We start from the raw sequence: 16,671 nt of genomic DNA, 5'->3' as shown, positions 1-16,671 counted from the left end.
GGGCGCGCGCCACGACCGGGGCGGTTCCCGTCCGCGGGTGCCGGGCGGGACCCTGTCGTCGGACGGCGCCGGTCACCCCGGGTCGGTGCGCCACCCGCACGGGGGTCGGGCGATCCGGGGCGCGGACCCCGTCCGGGCCGGTCCGGGGGGCACCCGGGCGGCCGTTCCGCCACTGCACTCACCCGGTCGGGACGCGCGGGTCGCCCCGCCGGGTGGACCTCGCCGGACATGTCCGTTCCCGGCGCGGCGGCGGCGACTTCGTGTAATCGGAGATCTACCGTCGGTGACATGCACCCGGTGGGTCCCCTGCCGGCGTCGGTCTACTGGCGTCGGCGCGCGTGCGCGGTCGGCGTCGCGCTGCTCGCGCTCTTCGCGCTGCTGTGGCTCACCACCTGGCTGCTGATCCCGCGGGGCTCCGACGAGTCCGCCGGGACGGCCGCACGGACGACCCCCCAGTCGTCGCAGACCACACCGGACACGGGGACGGCCGCACCCGCGCCGCCCCCGGGGTCCCCGTCCCCGGCATCCCCAGCCCCGGGGACGGGGGCACCCACGTCCGTGCCGCTCCCCGACCCCGCCGCGCCCGGACCCCCGCCGGCCGCCGCGGCGGGGACGTCCGCCGGGCCCGCGACCCCGAACGCGGGCCCGGCGGACGAGACGGTCCGCCCCGACGACACACCACGCCCGTCCGTGCAGGTGCCGCAGGCCGCACCCTCCCCGCCGACCGGTCCGGTGCCCTGCACCGACGCGATGATCGAGGTGCGTGCCGAGACCGGGCAGCCGACCTACCCCTCCGGCGCGCGGCCCGAGCTGCGGCTGGTCGTCACCAACGTCTCCGGCCAGCCCTGCGTGCGCGACCTCGACGGCGCCCAGCAGGAGATCGCCGTCTGGAGCGGCGACGGGGCGACCAAGCTCTGGTCGTCCAACGACTGCTCCAACCCGTCGTCGGACGACCTGCGCACCCTGGTGCCCGGCCAGCCGGTGGCCTTCGCCGTGACCTGGACCGGGCTCGCCTCCGAGCCCGGCTGTGCGGGCGAGCGCACCCGGGTGGGCCCGGGCGGCTACCGGGTGCTGGCCCGGCTCGACCGGGTCGTGAGCGAGCCCGCCCCGCTGCTCATGAGCTGAGGCTCAGCGGATGCGGGCCATGATCTCGCGCAGCGACGACGCCTCGGTGATCTGCATCCCGGTCCGCCCGACCTCGGCCCCGGTGGGGACGATCGCCCGGGTGAAGCCCAGCCGTGCGGCCTCCGCGAGGCGCCGGTCCACCCCGTGCACCCGGCGCAGCTCGCCGGCCAGCCCGAGCTCGCCCAGCACGACGAGGTCCGCGGGCAGCGCCGCGTCCCGCTTCGCCGAGACGACCGCCAGCGCGATCGCGAGGTCGGCCGCCGGCTCGGTGATCCGCATCCCGCCGACGGTGGCGGTGTAGACCTCGGCGTCGTGCAGCTTGAGCCCGCCCCGCCGTTCGACGACGGCGAGCAGCATCGGCACCCGCGACGAGTCCAGCCCGGTCACCGCCCGGCGCGGGCTCGGGATGTTCGCCCCCGCGACGAGCGCCTGCACCTCGGCCAGCAGCGGCCGTCGCCCGTCCATCACGACGGTCACCGCGGTCCCCGGCTGCACCGCGTCGGCGCCCTGGCCGAACCGGCCGAGGAACAGCCCCGAGGGGTCGGCGAGACCGACGATGCCGGAGTCGCGCAGCTCGAAGCAGCCGACCTCGTCGGCCGGACCGAACCGGTTCTTCACCCCGCGGACCATCCGCAGCGCCGAGTGCTTGTCGCCCTCGAAGTGCAGCACCACGTCGACCAGGTGCTCCAGCACCCGCGGACCCGCGATGCCGCCGTCCTTGGTGACGTGGCCGACGAGCAGCACGGCCAGGCCGCGTTCCTTCGCCAGCGCGGTCAGCCCCACGGTGACGGCGCGGGTCTGGGTCACCCCGCCGGGGCTGCCGTCGACCGAGGCGGTGGACATGGTCTGGATGGAGTCCACCACCAGCAGCGACGGCCGCAGCGCGTCGACGTGGCCGAGCACCGACTCGAGGTCGGACTCGGCGGCGAGGTAGAGCTCGTCGTGGACGCCGCCGGTGCGCTCGGCGCGCAAGCGGACCTGGCCCGCGGACTCCTCACCGGAGACGTAGAGGACCCGGGACCGGGCGGCGGCCTGTGCGGCGACCTCCAGGAGCAGCGTGGACTTCCCGACGCCCGGCTCACCGGCCAGCAGCACCACCGCGCCCGGGACGAGCCCGCCACCGAGGACCCGGTCCAGCTCGTCGACCCCGGTCGGCCGGGCCCGGGCGGAGTCCAGCTCCACCTCGGCGATCCGCCGGGCCGGGGTGCTGGGCGCCCCCGCGACGACGGTCCGGCCGCCCCCGCCGGTGCGCACCGGCTCGACCTGCTCGAGCGACCCCCAGGCCTGGCAGCCCGGACAGCGCCCCACCCACTGCGCCGTGCGGTGGTCGCACTCCGTGCAGCGGTAGCCGCCCGAGCGGGCGGCGCGGGACCGGGGGGTCAGTTGCCGGCGGCGCCGCCGGCGCCGCTGCCCTCGTTGCCGGGCGCGACGGGGGCACCCTCACCGGCCGGGACCGGGTTCGGCCGGTCCACCGGCGGGGCCTCGGCCTGGCCACCGGTCTCGGAGTTGACGCCGGTCTCGGCGCCGTTGGCGCCCTCCTCGCCGTCGGCGAACGACGCGCGCTCCGGGGCGTGCCCGGGGGAACCCTCGACGGTCGGCACGCCGGTCGGGACGGTGAGGGTCACCGAGCCGGCCTTCTCGAACACGAACGTCATCGGGAGCTGCGCGCCGGAGGGGACCGGACGGGTCAGACCCTCGGCGACGAGCTGCACGCGCTTGGCGTTGGTGGGGGCCAGCTGCAGGTTGCCCGGCGAGACCAGCGCGACGTCCTGCGGCATGGTCGCGTCGCCCTGGATCTGCACCGACGCGGCGGCCGGCGAGGTGACCGACACCAGGCGGTCGGCGACCGAGCCGGTGTTGACCAGGGTGGCGACGAGCGGTGCGGCGCCGCCCTGGCGGTAGAGCGCGTCCGGGCCCGCGGGCGTGGTCGGGTAGGCGACCTGGACGTCACGCAGGTCGACCGAGCCGACCGTGGCGTTGGCGCCGTTGACGGCGGCGACCTGCTCTGCGGTCTGCGCGATCTGCCCGGCTCCACAGCCGCTGATCAGCAGGCCGGTCAGGGCGACGGCGCCGGCGACCCCGGCCAGGGTCCGGGCGGGACGGCGGGTGCGGCTCACGGTCGTCGTGTCCTTCCTTGCCGGTGCCCCGAAGTGCCCCCGGCGCACATGCTGGGTCTGTCGGGGGGCAGCCTAGTCGCGCGCTCCGGCGCGTTGCGCGGTCGGGCACCCGGGTGTGACGACCGCGTCCCCGCCGGACGGTGGGGCGGCAGACCCGGTGGTCCGGGACGTGCCGCGGCGGCGACCGGCACGCGGCCGGGCCGGTCCGGATGGGCGCCACGCCCGCGGGGAACACGTTCCTCCGCCGTTGTCAACCCCCTGACCTGCGACGACGGTGAAAGCCGGTCACCGTCCCGCCCGGGCGACGTGTTAATCTGGACCCAGCGAAAGGGGCCAGAGGACACATGGTTTTCAAGGTCGGAGAGACCGTCGTCTACCCGCACCACGGTGCCGCGCTCATCGAGGCGATCGAGACCCGGACGATCAAGGGCGAGGAAGTGCAGTACCTCGTCCTGAAGGTTCAGCAGGGCGATCTGACGGTGCGCATCCCCGCCGACAACGTCGAGGTGGTCGGTGTTCGTGACGTCGTGGGCCAGGAGGGACTGGATCGGGTCTTCGAGGTGCTGCGCGCGCCGCACACCGAGGAGCCCACGAACTGGTCGCGCCGGTACAAGGCGAACTGGGAGAAGCTCACGTCCGGTGACGTGAACAAGGTCGCCGAGGTCGTCCGCGACCTCTGGCGGCGGGAGAAGGACCGGGGCCTGTCCGCCGGTGAGAAGCGGATGCTGGCCAAGGCGAGGCAGATACTGGTCAGTGAGCTCGCGCTGGCCGAGGGCACCGACGAGGAGCGGGCCGAGGTCCTGCTCGACGAGGTGCTCGCCACCGCGAACGCCTGACCGGCGTGCACGGACCGTCCTCCGGGGCGGGTGTCGTCGCGGTGCTTCCCGCGGCCGGTTCCGGGGTGCGTCTGGGTGCAGGTGTGCCCAAGGCGTTCGTCGGACTGGCCGGGGTTCCCATGCTGGTACGCGCGGTCGACGGCCTTCTCGCGTCCGACGTCGTCGGACACGTGGTGGTCGTCGTCCCCGCGGACCAGGTGGACGCCGCCGCCGCCATGCTGCCCGGACGCCCGGCGACCGTCGTCGCCGGCGGTGCCGACCGCACCGCCTCCGTCGCGGCCGGTCTCGCTGCGACCGGGACGGACGCCGAGGTCGTGCTGGTGCACGACGCCGCGCGCCCGCTCACACCACCCGACGTCGTCCGCCGAGTGGTCGGCGCCGTGCGCGCGGGCGCGCCCGCGGTCATCCCGGTGCTCCCCGTGGCCGACACGGTCAAGCGGGTCGACGGCGCCGGGACCGTCGTGTCCACCGTGGACCGCTCCGAGCTGCGTGCGGTGCAGACACCGCAGGGGTTCCGCGCGGCCGACCTGCGTCGCGCCCACGCGGGCACACCCGACCCCCGCACCGACGACGCCGGGCTGGTCGAGGCGCTCGGCGACCCGGTCACCACCGTCGCCGGGGACCCGCTCGCGTTCAAGGTCACCACCGCGTGGGACCTGCGCATCGCCGAACTGCTGCTCGCCGGGGCGGGCCGCGTCATCGAGCACGAGGAACACGCATGAGGGTCGGGATCGGTACCGACGTGCACCCGGTCGAGCCGGGCCGCGACTGCTGGGTCGCGGGTCTGCTGTGGCCCGGGACCGACGGCTGCGCCGGGCACTCCGACGGCGACGTCGCCGCACACGCCCTGTGCGACGCCCTGCTGTCCGCGGCGGGGCTGGGCGACCTGGGCGCGGTGTTCGGCACCGGCCGTCCGGAGTGGACGGGTGCGAGCGGGGCGACCCTGCTCGCCGAGGTCCGCCGCCTGCTCACCCGCGACGGCTGGACCGTCGGCAACGCCGCCGTCCAGGTGATCGGGAACGACCCGAAGATCGGGAAGCGCCGGGCCGAGGCCGAACGGGTGCTCTCGGAGGTGGTGGGTGGCCCGGTGTCGGTGTCCGGTACGACGACCGACGGGCTGGGGCTGACCGGGCGCGGCGAGGGCCGCGCCGCCGTCGCGACGGCGCTGTTGCTGCCCGCGGGCTAGAGACGCCCGGTCCGTTCCTGGATCTGCTCCGGGGTGAGATCGTCGGCGTGGGCCGCCACCATCCAGGCGTGGCCGAACGGGTCGGCGAGCCGGCCGCCGCGCTGCCCGTAGTCGTGGTCGGTCACCGGGAACAGCACCCGGCCGCCGTGCTCCACCATCGCCGTGGCGACCGCGTCCGGGTCGTCGACCTCCAGGGCCAGGATCACCCCGCCGGGCCCCGACGGCGGGGGGTCGACGTCGTCGCCGTCCTTGACGGCCCACTCCGCGCCGCCGGCCCGCAGCAGGGCGTGCACCACGGCGCCGGAGCCGTCGGTGTAGCGCTCCACGAGCTGCGCGCCGAACGCGGCGCGGTAGAAGTCGATCGCGGCGTCGGCGTCGTGCACGACCAGCCGCGGGTACATCCGCTGAACACCCATGGCCGACACCTTGCCCCGTCCGCACCGCCCGTGTAGTGGACGAATCGGAGGCCCGTACCCTGGTGACGTGAGCCTCAGACTTCTCGACTCAGCGACCAGGGAGCAGCGCGCGTTCACGCCGCTGCGGACCGGAGCCGTGTCGATGTACGTCTGTGGGGCGACGGTGCAGGGCCTCCCACACATCGGTCACGTGCGCTCGGGCCTGAACTACGACGTGCTGCGCCGCTGGCTGGCCCGGTCCGGGTACGACGTCACGCTGGTGCGCAACGTCACCGACATCGACGACAAGATCCTCCGCAAGGCCCAGGCCGCGGGCCGCCCGTGGTGGGAGTGGGCGGCCACGCACGAGCGGGCCTTCACCGCCGCCTACGACGCGCTGGGCTGCCTGCCGCCGTCGGTGGAGCCCCGGGCGACCGGGCACATCACGCAGATGGTCGAGCTGATCGAGCGCCTGATCGAGCGCGGCCACGCCTACGCCGCCGGCGGCGACGTCTACTTCGCGGTGCGCACGATGCCCGACTACGGGTCGCTGTCCGGCCAGCGCGTCGACGACGTGCACCAGGGCGAGGGCGACAGCGGGCACAAGCGCGACGCGCTGGACTTCACGCTGTGGAAGGCCGCCAAGCCCGGCGAGCCGAGCTGGCCCACCCCCTGGGGGAACGGGCGGCCCGGCTGGCACCTGGAGTGCTCGGCGATGGCGACCGCCTACCTCGGCCCGGAGTTCGACATCCACGGCGGCGGCCTGGACCTGGTGTTCCCGCACCACGAGAACGAGCGCGCCCAGAGCCACGCGGCCGGGGACGGGTTCGCCCGGTTCTGGCTGCACAACGCCTGGGTGACCATGGGCGGGGAGAAGATGTCGAAGTCGCTGGGGAACACCCTGGCGATCGAGAACCTGCTCGAACGGGTCCGCCCGGCCGAGCTGCGCTACTACCTGGTCGGCCCGCACTACCGGTCGGCGATCGAGTACTCCGACGCCGCGCTGGACGAGGCCGTCGCCGCGTACCGGCGGATCGAGTCGTTCGTGCACCGCGTGCGCGAGCGGCACGGCCTGCCCGAGGTCGCCGCCGAGCTGCCCGGCGCGTTCACCGCCGCACTCGACGACGACCTGGGCACCCCGCTCGCGCTCGGCACCGTGCACACCCTGGTGCGCGAGGGCAACACCGCCCTCGACGCCGGGGACGTCACCGGCGCGCTGCGGGCCGCGTCCGCGGTCCGCGCGACGACCGAGGTGCTCGGCCTGGACCCGCTGGCAGCCGGCGGTGTGGCCGAGGAGTCGGGCGACGCCGCCCGTCAGGCACTGGGCACCCTGGTGGAGACGATGCTCGAGCGCCGCCGGGCCGCGCGCGCCGAGCGCGACTTCGCCACCGCGGACCGGCTCCGCGACGAGCTGCTCGCCGCCGGGATCGCCGTCGAGGACGGCGCCGACGGCTCCACCTGGACTCTCAAAGACAACTAGGACTCGTAGAACTCATGGCAGGCAATTCCAAGCGCCGCGGTGCGATCCGTAAGGAAGGCACCAAGAAGGGCATGGTCGTCGGATCCGGCGGCCAGCCCCGGCGCGCACTGAAGGGCAAGGGCCCGACCCCGCCCGGCGAGATGCGACCCGGCCACCCGAAGGCGAGGGCGGCCGCGCGCCGCGCCGCCCAGGACCAGCAGCAGCGCCGACGCCCGGTCGCGGGCCGTCGCGGTGACGGGGAGACCCCGGAGACCGTGCTCGGCCGCAATCCGGTCGTCGAGTGCCTGCGGGCCGGCGTCCCGGCGACGGCGCTGCAGGTGGCCACCGGCATGTCCGCCGACGACCGCGTCACCGAGGCCGTCGCGCTGGCTGCGGAGCGGGGCATCTCCATCCTGGAGGTGCCGCGCAACGACCTCGACCGGATCAGCGGGGGAGCGCTGCACCAGGGCCTCGCCCTGCAGGTGCCGCCGTACGCCTACGCCCACCCGGACGAGGTGCTCGAGGCCGCGTCGCACTCCGGGCGCCCGGCACTGGCCGTCGCCCTGGACGGGGTGACCGACCCGCGCAACCTGGGTGCGGTCGTCCGGTCGGTGGGTGCGTTCGGCGGCCACGGCGTCGTCGTGCCGCAGCGGCGCGCCGCGGGCATGACCGCGGTGGCCTGGCGGACCTCGGCGGGCACCGCGGCCCGGGTCCCGGTCGCGCGCGCGACGAACCTGACCCGCACGCTGCAGGAGTACGCCTCCGCCGGGCTGATGGTCGCCGGTCTGGCCGCCGACGGCGACGTCTCCCTCGACGACTTCGACCTGGCCTCCGGGCCGCTGGTGATCGTCACCGGGTCGGAGGGCAAGGGCCTGTCCCGGCTGGTCCGCGAGACCTGCGACGTGACCGTCTCGATCCCCCTGGCCGGCCGCGTGGAGTCCTTGAACGCCTCGGTCGCCACCGGCGTCGTTCTGGCCGAGGTGGCCCGCCGTCGTCGCGTCGGCCGCTGAGCGAACCCCCCTCCCTGCACGAACGGGCCCCTCGTACGAACCATTCGTACGAGGGGCCCGTTCGTGCGAGGCCGGGGGAGATCAGGCGCGGACCGGGCCCCGGCCGCGCAGCCGGCCCACCAGCCGGCAGAGCAGGTAGGCGACGAACCCGATGGTCGCCACGTAGGCCGAGATCGGCAGCCCCGGCGCCAGCGACAGGATCGTCCCGCCGACCAGCGCGACCTCCGCGATGACGATCGCGAGGACGGTCGCCAGCAACGGGTTCGCGGTGACCCGGTTCGCCGCGGCGCCGGGCACGATCAGCACCGACAGCACCAGGATCGCCCCGACGATCGGCACGGCCAGTGCCGTCACCAGGCCGATCAGCACGCCGAACACCAGGGTCAGCGCGCGGACGGGCACGCCGCGCGCCAGCGCGACGTCGGGGTCGGTGCTGGCGAACAGCAGCGGCCGGTAGAGCAGCGCCAGGGTCGCGAGAACGACGACGGCGACGGCCCCCAGCACCCACAGGTTCTGCTGGTCGACCGACACGATGGAGCCGGTCAGCAGGCCGAACCGGTTGGAGGAGCGGCCGTCGTAGAGGGCCAGGAACAGCACGCCCAGGCCGAGCCCGAACGCCATCACCACGCCGATCGCGGAGTCCCGCTCGCGTTGGCGCAGGCCCAGCACACCGAAGATCACCGCGGCGACGACGGCGCCCACCACCGCCCCCACCCCGACGGCGACGCCGAGCAGCAGCCCGGCCGCGGCCCCGGTGAAGGCCAGCTCGGCGGTGCCGTGCACGGCGAAGGCCATCCCGCGGCTGACGATCAGCGGGGCGAGCAGCCCGGCGACCAGCCCGAGCACCGCGCAGGCGATGAGCGCGTTGCGGACGAACGGGTAGCCCAGCAGCGTGCCGGTGCCGGACAGGTCGAGGATCCGGGCCAGGAACTCGGTCACGCGCCACCCCCGACCGCGACGCCGTGCTCGGCGTGCTCGTCCCGGGTGACCGGGGAGTCCTCGGCCCCGACGACGACCAGCCGGTCGCGGACCCGCAGCACGTCGACGTCGGTGCGGTAGAGCCGCGACAGCGTCTCCGAGGTCATGACCTCGTCGGTGGTGCCGATCGAGAACCGGCCGTCGACGAGGTAGAGGACCCGGTCCACCAGCGGCAGCACCGGGTTGATCTCGTGGGTCACGAACAGCACCGCGGTGCCCGCGGCGCGGCGGCGCTCGTCGATCAGCCGGGTCACGATCCGCTGGTGGGACAGGTCCAGGCTGAGCAGGGGCTCGTCGCACAGCAGCACCGCCGGGTCCCCGACGAGTGCCTGCGCGACCCGCAGCCGCTGCTGCTCACCCCCGGACAGCCGCCCGACGGGGGCGTCGGCGTGCCCGGTGCCGCCGACCTGGGCCAGCGCGCGGTCGACGCGCTCGCGCCGCTCGCGTCGCCGGCCCAGGCCGGGACCGAAGCGGTGCCCGTCGAGCCCGAGGCCGACGAGGTCGCGCCCGCGCAGCGGCAGGTCCGGGTCGAGCGGCTGCTGCTGCGGGACGTAGCCGATCTCGGGGCTGCCGCGCCGCGGGGTGTGTCCGCCGACGGTCACGGTGCCGTCGGAGAGCGGGAGCAGCCCCAGCAGGACGCGCATCAGCGTCGTCTTGCCGGAGCCGTTCGGGCCGAGGACGGCGACGAACTCGCCGGGTGCGACGTCCAGGTCGAGGCCGGACCACAGGGTCCGGTCCCCGAACCGGAGGCCCGCCCCGCGCAGCGACAGCGCGGACTGTTGCGAGGAACCCATGTCAGCGGTTCAGCGCCGCGGAGAGCTCGTCCAGGTTGGCGTTCATCCACTGCACCCAGTCGGTGGTGCCCGCGGGCAGCGTCTCCGACATCTGGACCACCGGGACGCCTGCCTTCTGGGCGGCGTCGCGGACCTGGTCGGTGGTCGGCGAGGTCGTCTGGCTGTTGAGGACCAGCGCGTCGACCGGCGGCTGCGCGGTGAACAGCCCCAGCATCTGCGCGACGACGGCGGCCGGCGGGTCGGTGCCCTCCTCGACGGCCGAGGAGAACTCCTGCGGGGTCGCGTTCGCGATCCCGGCGGCCTGCAGCAGGTAGGCGGGCACCGGCTCGGTGACGGCGACCCGGGCCCCCGGGTGCGCGCGGCCGATCTCGGTGGCCTTCGACGTCAGCTGGGCGACGCCGCCCTCGAGGGTCTGGGCGTTGGTGCGGAAGTACTCCGCGGCGCTCGGGTCGATGCGGCCGAGCTGGTCGGCGAGCTGCTCGGCGACGCGGCCGACCGCGGCCGGGTTGTACCAGACGTGCTCGTTGAACGAGCCGTGCTCGTGCTCGTGGTCCGCCTCGCCCGCGGGCTCGGGGGTGGCCCCGGCGGCGTGGTCGTGGCCGTGGTCGTCGGCGGCGGCCTCCTGGGCCCCCTCGATGCCGGAGACCTCGACGGCGTCGACCAGCGGGGCCTTGTTGCCGGACGCGGCGACGAGGTCGGTCATGAACGCGTCGTAGCCGCCGCCGTTCATGACCAGCAGCTGGGCCTCGCCGACGGTCGCCGCGTTCTGCGGGGTCGGCTCGTAGCCGTGCGGGTCGACGTCGGGGGAGCTGATGACCGACTCGACCCTGGCGTAGTTGCCGCCCACGGCGCGGGCGACCGCGCCCCAGGCGTCGGTGGAGGCGACGATCTTCACCTGCGGGGTGTCGGCGCTGGTGGGGGCGTCGACCTGGCCGGAGCCGCAGGCGGTCAGACCCAGGGCGAGTGCGGCCAGCCCGGCCACGAGCGCGGCCGGGCGGAGCGGGGATCGGGACACGGACGGAACTCCCATCAACATATCGGCATAGATTTATTGGAAATCGTTCTCAGATTCACTCTACCGCTGTACGGGGAGCCCGGAACGCGCGCGGCGTGTGATCCCGTCGTGGCCGGTCGGGGCGGACTTTCACGTGCGTGACCGCGCCGCTACCGTTCGGGGAATGACCGGCCCCCAGCACCCGCGGCGCCCGGCGACGCTCGCGTCGCTGGCCGCCGAGCTCGGGGTCTCCCGGACGACCGTGTCGAACGCCTACAACCGCCCCGACCAGCTGTCCGCGCCGCTGCGCGAGCGCGTCCTGGAGGCGGCCCGGCGGCTCGGCTACCCGGGCCCGGACCCGGTCGCCCGCTCGCTGCGCACCCGGCGTGCCGGAGCGGTGGGCTTGCTGCTGACCGAGGCGCTCAGCTACGCCTTCCGCGACCCGGGCGCCACCGGCTTCCTGGAGGGGCTCGCGCTGGCCTGCGAGAAGGCGGGCACCGGTCTGCTGCTGATCCCGGTCAGCCCCGAGCACTCCGACGTCGACTCCGTCTACCAGGCCGGGGTCGACGGCTTCGTCGTCTACTCGGTCAGCGAGGACGACCCGCACTTCCGGGCCGTCCTGCAGCGCCCGGTGCCGACGGTCGTCTGCGACCAGCCCACCGGGATCACCGGGGTGGACCGCGTCGGCGTCGACGACCGCGCCGGGACCCTCGCGCTCGGGCGGCACCTCGTCGAGCTCGGCCACCGCCGCGTCGGTGTGCTCTGCATGCGCCTGTCCTCGCACCGGCACGACGGCAGGGCCGACGTCGCCCGGCAGGAGGGCAGCTCCTACGCCGTGCAGCGCGAGCGCCTCGCCGGGCTGCGCGCGGCGCTCGCCGAGGCCGGTGTCGACTGGGCCGACGTCCCGGTCATCGAGCGGTTTGAGCACTCCCTCGACGCCGGCGCGGACGGCGCCGCCACCCTGCTGGACTCCCACCCCGGGATCACCGCGCTGGTGTGCACCTCCGACATCCTCGCCCTCGGCGCGCTGCGCGAGGCCCGCGACCGCGGCCTGCGGGTGCCCGAGGACCTCTCGGTCGCCGGGTTCGACGGCGTGCCCGAGGCCGAGCGCGTCGGCCTGACCACGGTCCGCCAGCCGTTCCGGGAGAAGGGCCTCGAGGCCGGACGGCTGCTGCTCGAACGCGGCGACCGCCACGTCCCCGAGCACGTCACGCTCCCGACCGAGCTGATCGTCGGTACGACCACCCGCGGGCTGCGCCAGTCCGGGGAGTTCTTCTCCGGATGGTGAGCCTGACGGGGCTGCGGCGCTACCCGGTCAAGTCCTGCCGGGGCGCGGACGTCGCCCGCGCCGTCGTCGAACGGGCCGGTCTCGCCGGGGACCGGCGCTGGATGCTGGTCCGCGACGACGGCGCCGTGGTCACCGCGCGCACCCACCCGCGGCTCGTGCTCGTCGCGCCCACCCCCGCCGCCGACGGGCTCCGCCTGACCGGACCGGGGCTGCCGCCGCTCACCGTCCCCGTGCCCGACGGCGAGCCGGTGCCGGCCCGCGTGCACCGCTGGGACACCGCGGGCGTCCCGGCCGGCCCGGCGGCCGACGCGTGGTTCTCCGAGCTGCTCGGCGACCCGGTGCGGCTGATCCACCTCGACGACCCGGCCCGGCGCCGTCCCGACCCCGGCTTCTCCCACGACGACGACCGCGTCTCCTACGCCGACGGCTATCCGCTGCTGCTCGCCTCCACCGCCTCGCTGCACGCGCTGGACGCGCTGGTCGCCGACGGCCCGAACGCGGCCGAGGCCCCGCTGCCGATGACCCGGTTCCGGCCGAACGCCGTCGTCGACGGCGCACCGGCCTGGGCCGAGGACGGCTGGCGGCGCATCCGGATCGGCGCCGCGGAGTTCCGGGTGGCCAAGGGCTGCGCCCGCTGCGTGCTCACCACCGTCGACCCGGACACGGCCGTCAAGGGCCGCGAGCCGATGGCGACCCTGGCCCGGCACCGGCGGTTCGACGGCAAGGTGTGGTTCGGGGTCAACCTGATCCCGGACGACCCGGGAGCCGAGATCGCCGTCGGCGACGAGGTCGAGGTGCTCGACGCCGTCGACCCGGCCTGCGGCCCTCCGCGCTGACCGGACCGGCCACGGTTCCTCCCGCCCCGTCGGTATCGTCGGGTTCGGGTCGCCCGTCCGGGTGGCCGGACCGGGGTGAGGGGGAGGCTGCGCTGAACGACGAGCGCGACCCACGTCGCCGTCCGCCACCACCGCCCCCGGGCCCCGCCGGGCGGCGCCCCCCGATGCCGCCTCCCGCGTCGCGTCCCGGGGCCGGGCCGCCACGTGTCGTGCCGCCCCCGCCTCCCGGACGTCCGCCGGCGGGCGGGCGGCCGGCCCGCGCCGTGCCACCCCGCCGGCCCCGCGGCCCTCCGCGCCGCCCGACCGCCCCGACGGCCTGCGTCGGGCCCCGCGCCCCGCACCGTCCGACTCCCCGGACGCCCGGCGCCCGATCCCGCGCCCCGTGGCGTCCGACCGCCCAGACGTGCTCCACCCGGCCCAGCGGCCACTGCCCACGCGTCGCGGCGCCCGCCGGACCGGCCCGCCCCCGCGCCGAGGTGCGGGCGCGGTGCCCCGCTCGGAGTCCGGGCCCGCCCCGCGCCGCCCGATCGGGCCGCAGGTCGCGGCGCTGCGGGACCGGCTGCGCCGGCTGCGGCCGCAGCAGCCCCCGGGGACCCCGCCGCCGTCGACCCGGGCCCGGCTGCGCAGGCTGCTGCGCTGGGCCCTGGTCGCCCAGGCCGTCCCGCTGGTCCTGGTGCTGCTGTTCACCCTGGTCAACCCGCCGTACACGATGTTCCGGCTGTGGAACTTCGGGCCGACCGTCGCGCAGTGGACCGACGCCGAGCACGTGTCGCGCAACTTCCTGATCGTGGTGATGGGGCAGGAGGACCAGCAGTTCCCGGAGCGCACCCTCGCCGTCGACTACGGGATGCAGTGGGCGCGCGTGCAGGCGTACATGGACGGCACCGACGACCCGTCCGGGTCGACCATCACCCAGCAGACGTCGAAGAACCTGTTCCTGTGGGCCGGGCGCTACCCGCCGCTGGAACCGGTGCGCAAGGCGCTGGAGATCCCGCCGGCGGAGACGATGGAGCTCGTCATGCCCAAGCGCCGGATCCTGGAGATCTACGTCAACGTCGCGCAGTTCGCGCCGCGCGTCTACGGCGTCTGCGCCGCCTCCTGGTACTACTTCGGCAAGTCCAGCCGCTCGCTCAGCGTGGACGAGTCCGCCCAGCTCATCGGACTGCTGCCGTCCCCGCTGCACGTCGAACGCGCCCCCGGCGGCGGCATGCGCTTCCTCGGCGACGCCAACGGCAACGGCGTCGCCGACCCCGGCGAACGCGGCTGGATCAGCGCGAAGGGCTACTGGCACGCCCGCGAGCGCGCCCCGCGCTGGTACACCCAGATGGGCGGGCTCGCCGCCACCGAGGGCCTCGGGATCCCCGGCAACGCCTCCGACCTGCCCGCCGCCGACGACCCGTGCCGCGAGCCCCCGGCCGCGCTGGCCGACCTCGACTGAGCTGCCGCGACCCGGTCAGGACCCGGTCAGGACCCGCAGCGCAGCGCGGCCAGCCGCTCCAGGACCCCGGCCATCTCCTGCGGGTCGGCGACCCGGAAGCGGGCAGCGGTGGCGCCGTCGCCGACCTTGATGCCGACGTCGCCGTCGCCCAGCACCCGGAACGCGGTCTCGTCGGTGACGTCGTCCCCGGCGAACAGCACCGCGTCCGCGTGCAGGGCCGACCGCAGCGCCTCCACCGCGGAGCCCTTGGTGGTCTCGACGACGGCCAGGTCCAGCACGTCCTTGCCCGCGACGGCGTCGACGCCGTCACCGGCCCACTCGGCGTGGACCCGCTCCAGCAGTGCCGCCCCGGCGGCCGGGTTCATGCCGCGCACGTGCACCGCTCCGCCCGCGGGCTTGGTCTCCAGCCGCGCCCCGGGGGTCCCGTCGACCAGGGTGCGCAGGCCGTCGAGCAGCGCGGTCCGCCGGCGCTCCTGCTCGGGCGTCAGCAGGCCGCCGCGCCCGAGCAGGGCGGCGAGCCCGTCGTCGTACTCGGCGCCGTGGCTGCCCACCAGCCCGACCGGCGGGACGAACCCGGAGACGGTTGCGAGGTCGTCGCGGCCCCGGCCGGACAGCATCACGACGGTCGTCGCGTCGTGCGCCGCGAGGCGCCGGACGGCGTCGGCCGAGGCGGGCAGCGGCCGCGACGCCGACGGGTCGTCGACCAGCGGGGCCAGCACGCCGTCGAAGTCGAGGGCGACGAGCAGCCGCCCCACGCCGGCGAGCTGATCCAGGACGGCGTCGGGGCTCACTGCTCGACCCGGATGCCGAGCGCCTCCAGGAACCCGGTGGCCCAGCGGTCGACGTCGTGGTCGAGGACCTGGCGGCGCAGCGTGCGCATCCGCTTGCGCCCCTCCTCGGCGTTCATGGTCAGCGCCGCGTAGAGCGCCTCCTTGACGCCGTCGGTGTCGTGCGGGTTGACCAGCAGGGCGCTGGTCAGCTCGATCGCGGCACCGGCGAACTCGGACAGCACGAGACAGCCGCCGTCGTCGGGGCGGCAGGCGACGTACTCCTTGGCGACGAGGTTCATGCCGTCGCGCAGCGGGGTCACGAGCATGACGTCGGCGGCGAGGAAGAACGCGGCGAGCTCCTCGCGCGGCAACGACCGGTGCAGGTAGTGCACCGCCGGGTGCCCGACGCGGGCGAACTCGCCGTTGATCCGGCCGACGGCCTGCTCGATGTCGGCGCGCATCTGCTGGTAGTGCTCGACCCGCTCCCGCGACGGCGTCGCCAGCTGGATCATCACCGCGTCGTCGACGGACACCCGCTCCTCCTCGAGGAGCTCGTGGAACGCGCGGAGCCGGACGTCGATGCCCTTGGTGTAGTCGAGCCGGTCGACACCCAGCACGATCTTCTCCGGGCTGCCGAGCTCCGTCCGGATCTCGGCGGCACGCTTCTCGACCTCGGGGGTCCGGGCCAGCTCGTCGAGCCGGTGCGAGTCGATCGAGATCGGGAACGCGCCGAGCCGGATCCGCCGTCCGCCGTGGTGGAGCACCTCCGGGTCGCGGTCGGTGGAGGCCCCGGCGAGCTCCTGGGCGAGCCAGTGGAAGTTGCGGACGCCGCCGTCGGTGTGGAAACCGACGAGGTCCGCGCCGAGCAGGCCCTCCATGATCCGGGTCCGCCACGGGAGCTGGCGGAACAGCTCGACCGGCGGGAACGGGATGTGCAGGAAGAAGCCGATCCGCAGGTCCGGGCGCAGCTCGCGCAGCTTCCCCGGGACGAGCTGGAGCTGGTAGTCCTGCACCCAGACCGTCGCGCCCTGGGCGGCGACCTTCGCGACCTCCTCGGCGAAGCGCTGGTTCACCGCGGTGTAGGCGCGCCACCAGTGCCGGTGGAACTGCGGTGGCGCGACGACGTCGTGGTAGAGCGGCCAGAGCGTGCCGTTGGAGAAGCCCTCGTAGTAGTCGGTGACCTCCTGCGCGGTCAGCATCACCGGGAAGAGCGACAGGCCGTCCTCGGCGAAGGGCTCGACCTCGGCGTCGGGGACGCCGGGCCAGCCGACCCAGGCACCCTCCCGGGCCCGCAGGGTCGGCTCCAACGCCGTGACCAGGCCACCCGGGCTGCGACGCCAGGTGGTGCTGCCGTCCGGATGCCGCTCCAGGTCCACGGGGAGCCTGTTGGCCACCACCACCAGATCCGCTGCGGTCACCGGTTCCCCTGTGGACACATGCCCTCC

The 16,671-nt window shown here is 75.3% G+C and carries 17 protein-coding genes; 9 read left to right on the top strand and 8 right to left on the bottom strand.

The window, feature by feature from the left end; translation table 11 throughout:
• Nucleotides 1–288 precede the first annotated feature (288 nt).
• Nucleotides 289–1,125, top strand: a complete 837-nt coding sequence (locus ZF1_RS25475) for a hypothetical protein (protein ID WP_482638513.1) — start codon at nt 289–291, stop codon at nt 1,123–1,125.
• Nucleotides 1,126–1,128: 3 nt separating this feature from the next.
• Here the strand turns inward: ZF1_RS25475 and radA are convergent, their stop codons facing one another.
• Together radA and ZF1_RS25465 are read right to left on the bottom strand one after the other, a co-directional pair.
• Nucleotides 1,129–2,508 carry a DNA repair protein RadA gene (gene radA, locus ZF1_RS25470; protein ID WP_075309695.1) on the bottom strand — a complete coding sequence of 460 codons (1,380 nt, stop codon included), beginning with the start codon at nt 2,506–2,508 and terminating at the stop codon, nt 1,129–1,131.
• Complete coding sequence (locus ZF1_RS25465; protein ID WP_482638512.1) at nt 2,505–3,242, bottom strand: copper chaperone PCu(A)C; 738 nt, start codon at nt 3,240–3,242, stop codon at nt 2,505–2,507. Before ZF1_RS25465 ends, radA begins: the two co-directional genes overlap by 4 nt.
• Nucleotides 3,243–3,586: 344 nt before the next feature.
• On the opposite strand from ZF1_RS25465, the gene ZF1_RS25460 reads away from it, so the two are divergent.
• Genes ZF1_RS25460 through ispF form a run of 3 tightly spaced genes read left to right on the top strand, consistent with a single transcriptional unit; the run spans nt 3,587 to nt 5,264 of the window.
• A complete protein-coding gene (locus tag ZF1_RS25460) occupies nt 3,587–4,078 on the top strand; it encodes a CarD family transcriptional regulator (protein WP_020625956.1) in 492 nt (163 codons plus the stop codon).
• Nucleotides 4,079–4,083: 5 nt separating this feature from the next.
• A complete protein-coding gene (gene ispD, locus ZF1_RS25455; protein ID WP_482638511.1) occupies nt 4,084–4,800 on the top strand; it encodes a 2-C-methyl-D-erythritol 4-phosphate cytidylyltransferase in 717 nt (238 codons plus the stop codon).
• Nucleotides 4,797–5,264 carry a 2-C-methyl-D-erythritol 2,4-cyclodiphosphate synthase gene (ispF, locus tag ZF1_RS25450; protein WP_405421226.1) on the top strand — a complete coding sequence of 156 codons (468 nt, stop codon included), beginning with the start codon at nt 4,797–4,799 and terminating at the stop codon, nt 5,262–5,264. The genes ispD and ispF overlap by 4 nt, the downstream gene beginning before the upstream one ends.
• On the opposite strand, the gene ZF1_RS25445 is transcribed toward ispF, so the two are convergent.
• Nucleotides 5,261–5,680 carry a VOC family protein gene (locus ZF1_RS25445; protein ID WP_482638510.1) on the bottom strand — a complete coding sequence of 140 codons (420 nt, stop codon included), beginning with the start codon at nt 5,678–5,680 and terminating at the stop codon, nt 5,261–5,263. The two genes, ispF and ZF1_RS25445, sit on opposite strands and share 4 nt — an antisense overlap.
• Before the next feature lie 67 nt (nt 5,681–5,747).
• Here ZF1_RS25445 and cysS point away from each other — a divergent pair, with 67 nt between their 5' ends.
• Nucleotides 5,748–7,139: a cysteine--tRNA ligase gene (cysS, locus tag ZF1_RS25440; protein WP_208826657.1), complete on the top strand. Its 1,392-nt coding sequence runs from the start codon at nt 5,748–5,750 to the stop codon at nt 7,137–7,139.
• Between the two features lie 14 nt (nt 7,140–7,153).
• A complete protein-coding gene (gene rlmB / locus ZF1_RS25435) occupies nt 7,154–8,128 on the top strand; it encodes a 23S rRNA (guanosine(2251)-2'-O)-methyltransferase RlmB (RefSeq protein ID WP_062398410.1) in 975 nt (324 codons plus the stop codon).
• Nucleotides 8,129–8,209: 81 nt separating this feature from the next.
• Here the strand turns inward: rlmB and ZF1_RS25430 are convergent, their stop codons facing one another.
• From ZF1_RS25430 to ZF1_RS25420, 3 genes are read right to left on the bottom strand one after another with little or no spacing between them, the layout of a single operon-like run.
• On the bottom strand, nt 8,210–9,055 hold the full coding sequence (locus ZF1_RS25430; protein WP_405421664.1) for a metal ABC transporter permease: 846 nt from the start codon (nt 9,053–9,055) through the stop codon (nt 8,210–8,212).
• Nucleotides 9,056–9,063: 8 nt separating this feature from the next.
• The gene (locus ZF1_RS25425; protein WP_208826658.1) at nt 9,064–9,900 is read right to left on the bottom strand and encodes a metal ABC transporter ATP-binding protein; all 837 of its coding nucleotides are present in this window, start codon (nt 9,898–9,900) and stop codon (nt 9,064–9,066) included.
• Between the two features lies 1 nt (nt 9,901).
• Nucleotides 9,902–10,915 (bottom strand): metal ABC transporter solute-binding protein, Zn/Mn family, encoded by a 1,014-nt coding sequence (locus tag ZF1_RS25420; RefSeq protein ID WP_405421232.1) that lies wholly within the window; start codon nt 10,913–10,915, stop codon nt 9,902–9,904.
• A 163-nt stretch (nt 10,916–11,078) separates the two neighbouring features.
• On the opposite strand from ZF1_RS25420, the gene ZF1_RS25415 reads away from it, so the two are divergent.
• The 3 genes from ZF1_RS25415 to ZF1_RS25405 all read left to right on the top strand — a co-directional run bounded on the left by ZF1_RS25415 (nt 11,079) and on the right by ZF1_RS25405 (nt 14,456).
• Entirely contained in the window at nt 11,079–12,182 is a 1,104-nt protein-coding gene (locus ZF1_RS25415; protein WP_208826660.1) for a LacI family DNA-binding transcriptional regulator, read from the top strand.
• Entirely contained in the window at nt 12,176–13,018 is an 843-nt protein-coding gene (locus ZF1_RS25410) for an MOSC domain-containing protein (RefSeq protein ID WP_405421235.1), read from the top strand. The genes ZF1_RS25415 and ZF1_RS25410 overlap by 7 nt, the downstream gene beginning before the upstream one ends.
• A 487-nt stretch (nt 13,019–13,505) precedes the next feature.
• The gene (locus ZF1_RS25405; RefSeq protein WP_482638509.1) at nt 13,506–14,456 is read left to right on the top strand and encodes a transglycosylase domain-containing protein; all 951 of its coding nucleotides are present in this window, start codon (nt 13,506–13,508) and stop codon (nt 14,454–14,456) included.
• A 26-nt stretch (nt 14,457–14,482) separates the two neighbouring features.
• Here the strand turns inward: ZF1_RS25405 and otsB are convergent, their stop codons facing one another.
• Together otsB and ZF1_RS25395 are read right to left on the bottom strand one after the other, a co-directional pair.
• Nucleotides 14,483–15,247 (bottom strand): trehalose-phosphatase, encoded by a 765-nt coding sequence (otsB, locus tag ZF1_RS25400; protein WP_482638508.1) that lies wholly within the window; start codon nt 15,245–15,247, stop codon nt 14,483–14,485.
• Entirely contained in the window at nt 15,244–16,662 is a 1,419-nt protein-coding gene (locus ZF1_RS25395; protein WP_100878896.1) for an alpha,alpha-trehalose-phosphate synthase (UDP-forming), read from the bottom strand. Before ZF1_RS25395 ends, otsB begins: the two co-directional genes overlap by 4 nt.
• Nucleotides 16,663–16,671: the final 9 nt, after the last annotated feature.

Source organism: Pseudonocardia sp. ZF1 (assembly GCF_056835605.1).
The sequence above is the reverse complement of the archived record's forward strand: the minus strand, read 5'-3'. Positions and strand labels throughout refer to the sequence as shown.

Coding starts and splice junctions, on each gene's coding strand:
- ZF1_RS25460 (WP_020625956.1), top strand. CDS start 3,587: ATGGTTTTCAAGGTCGGAGAGACCGTCGTCTACCCGCACCACGGTGCC.
- rlmB (WP_062398410.1), top strand. CDS start 7,154: ATGGCAGGCAATTCCAAGCGCCGCGGTGCGATCCGTAAGGAAGGCACC.
- ispF (WP_405421226.1), top strand. CDS start 4,797: ATGAGGGTCGGGATCGGTACCGACGTGCACCCGGTCGAGCCGGGCCGC.
- ZF1_RS25410 (WP_405421235.1), top strand. CDS start 12,176: ATGGTGAGCCTGACGGGGCTGCGGCGCTACCCGGTCAAGTCCTGCCGG.
- ZF1_RS25445 (WP_482638510.1), bottom strand. CDS start 5,680: ATGGGTGTTCAGCGGATGTACCCGCGGCTGGTCGTGCACGACGCCGAC.
- ZF1_RS25415 (WP_208826660.1), top strand. CDS start 11,079: ATGACCGGCCCCCAGCACCCGCGGCGCCCGGCGACGCTCGCGTCGCTG.
- ZF1_RS25425 (WP_208826658.1), bottom strand. CDS start 9,900: ATGGGTTCCTCGCAACAGTCCGCGCTGTCGCTGCGCGGGGCGGGCCTC.
- ZF1_RS25475 (WP_482638513.1), top strand. CDS start 289: ATGCACCCGGTGGGTCCCCTGCCGGCGTCGGTCTACTGGCGTCGGCGC.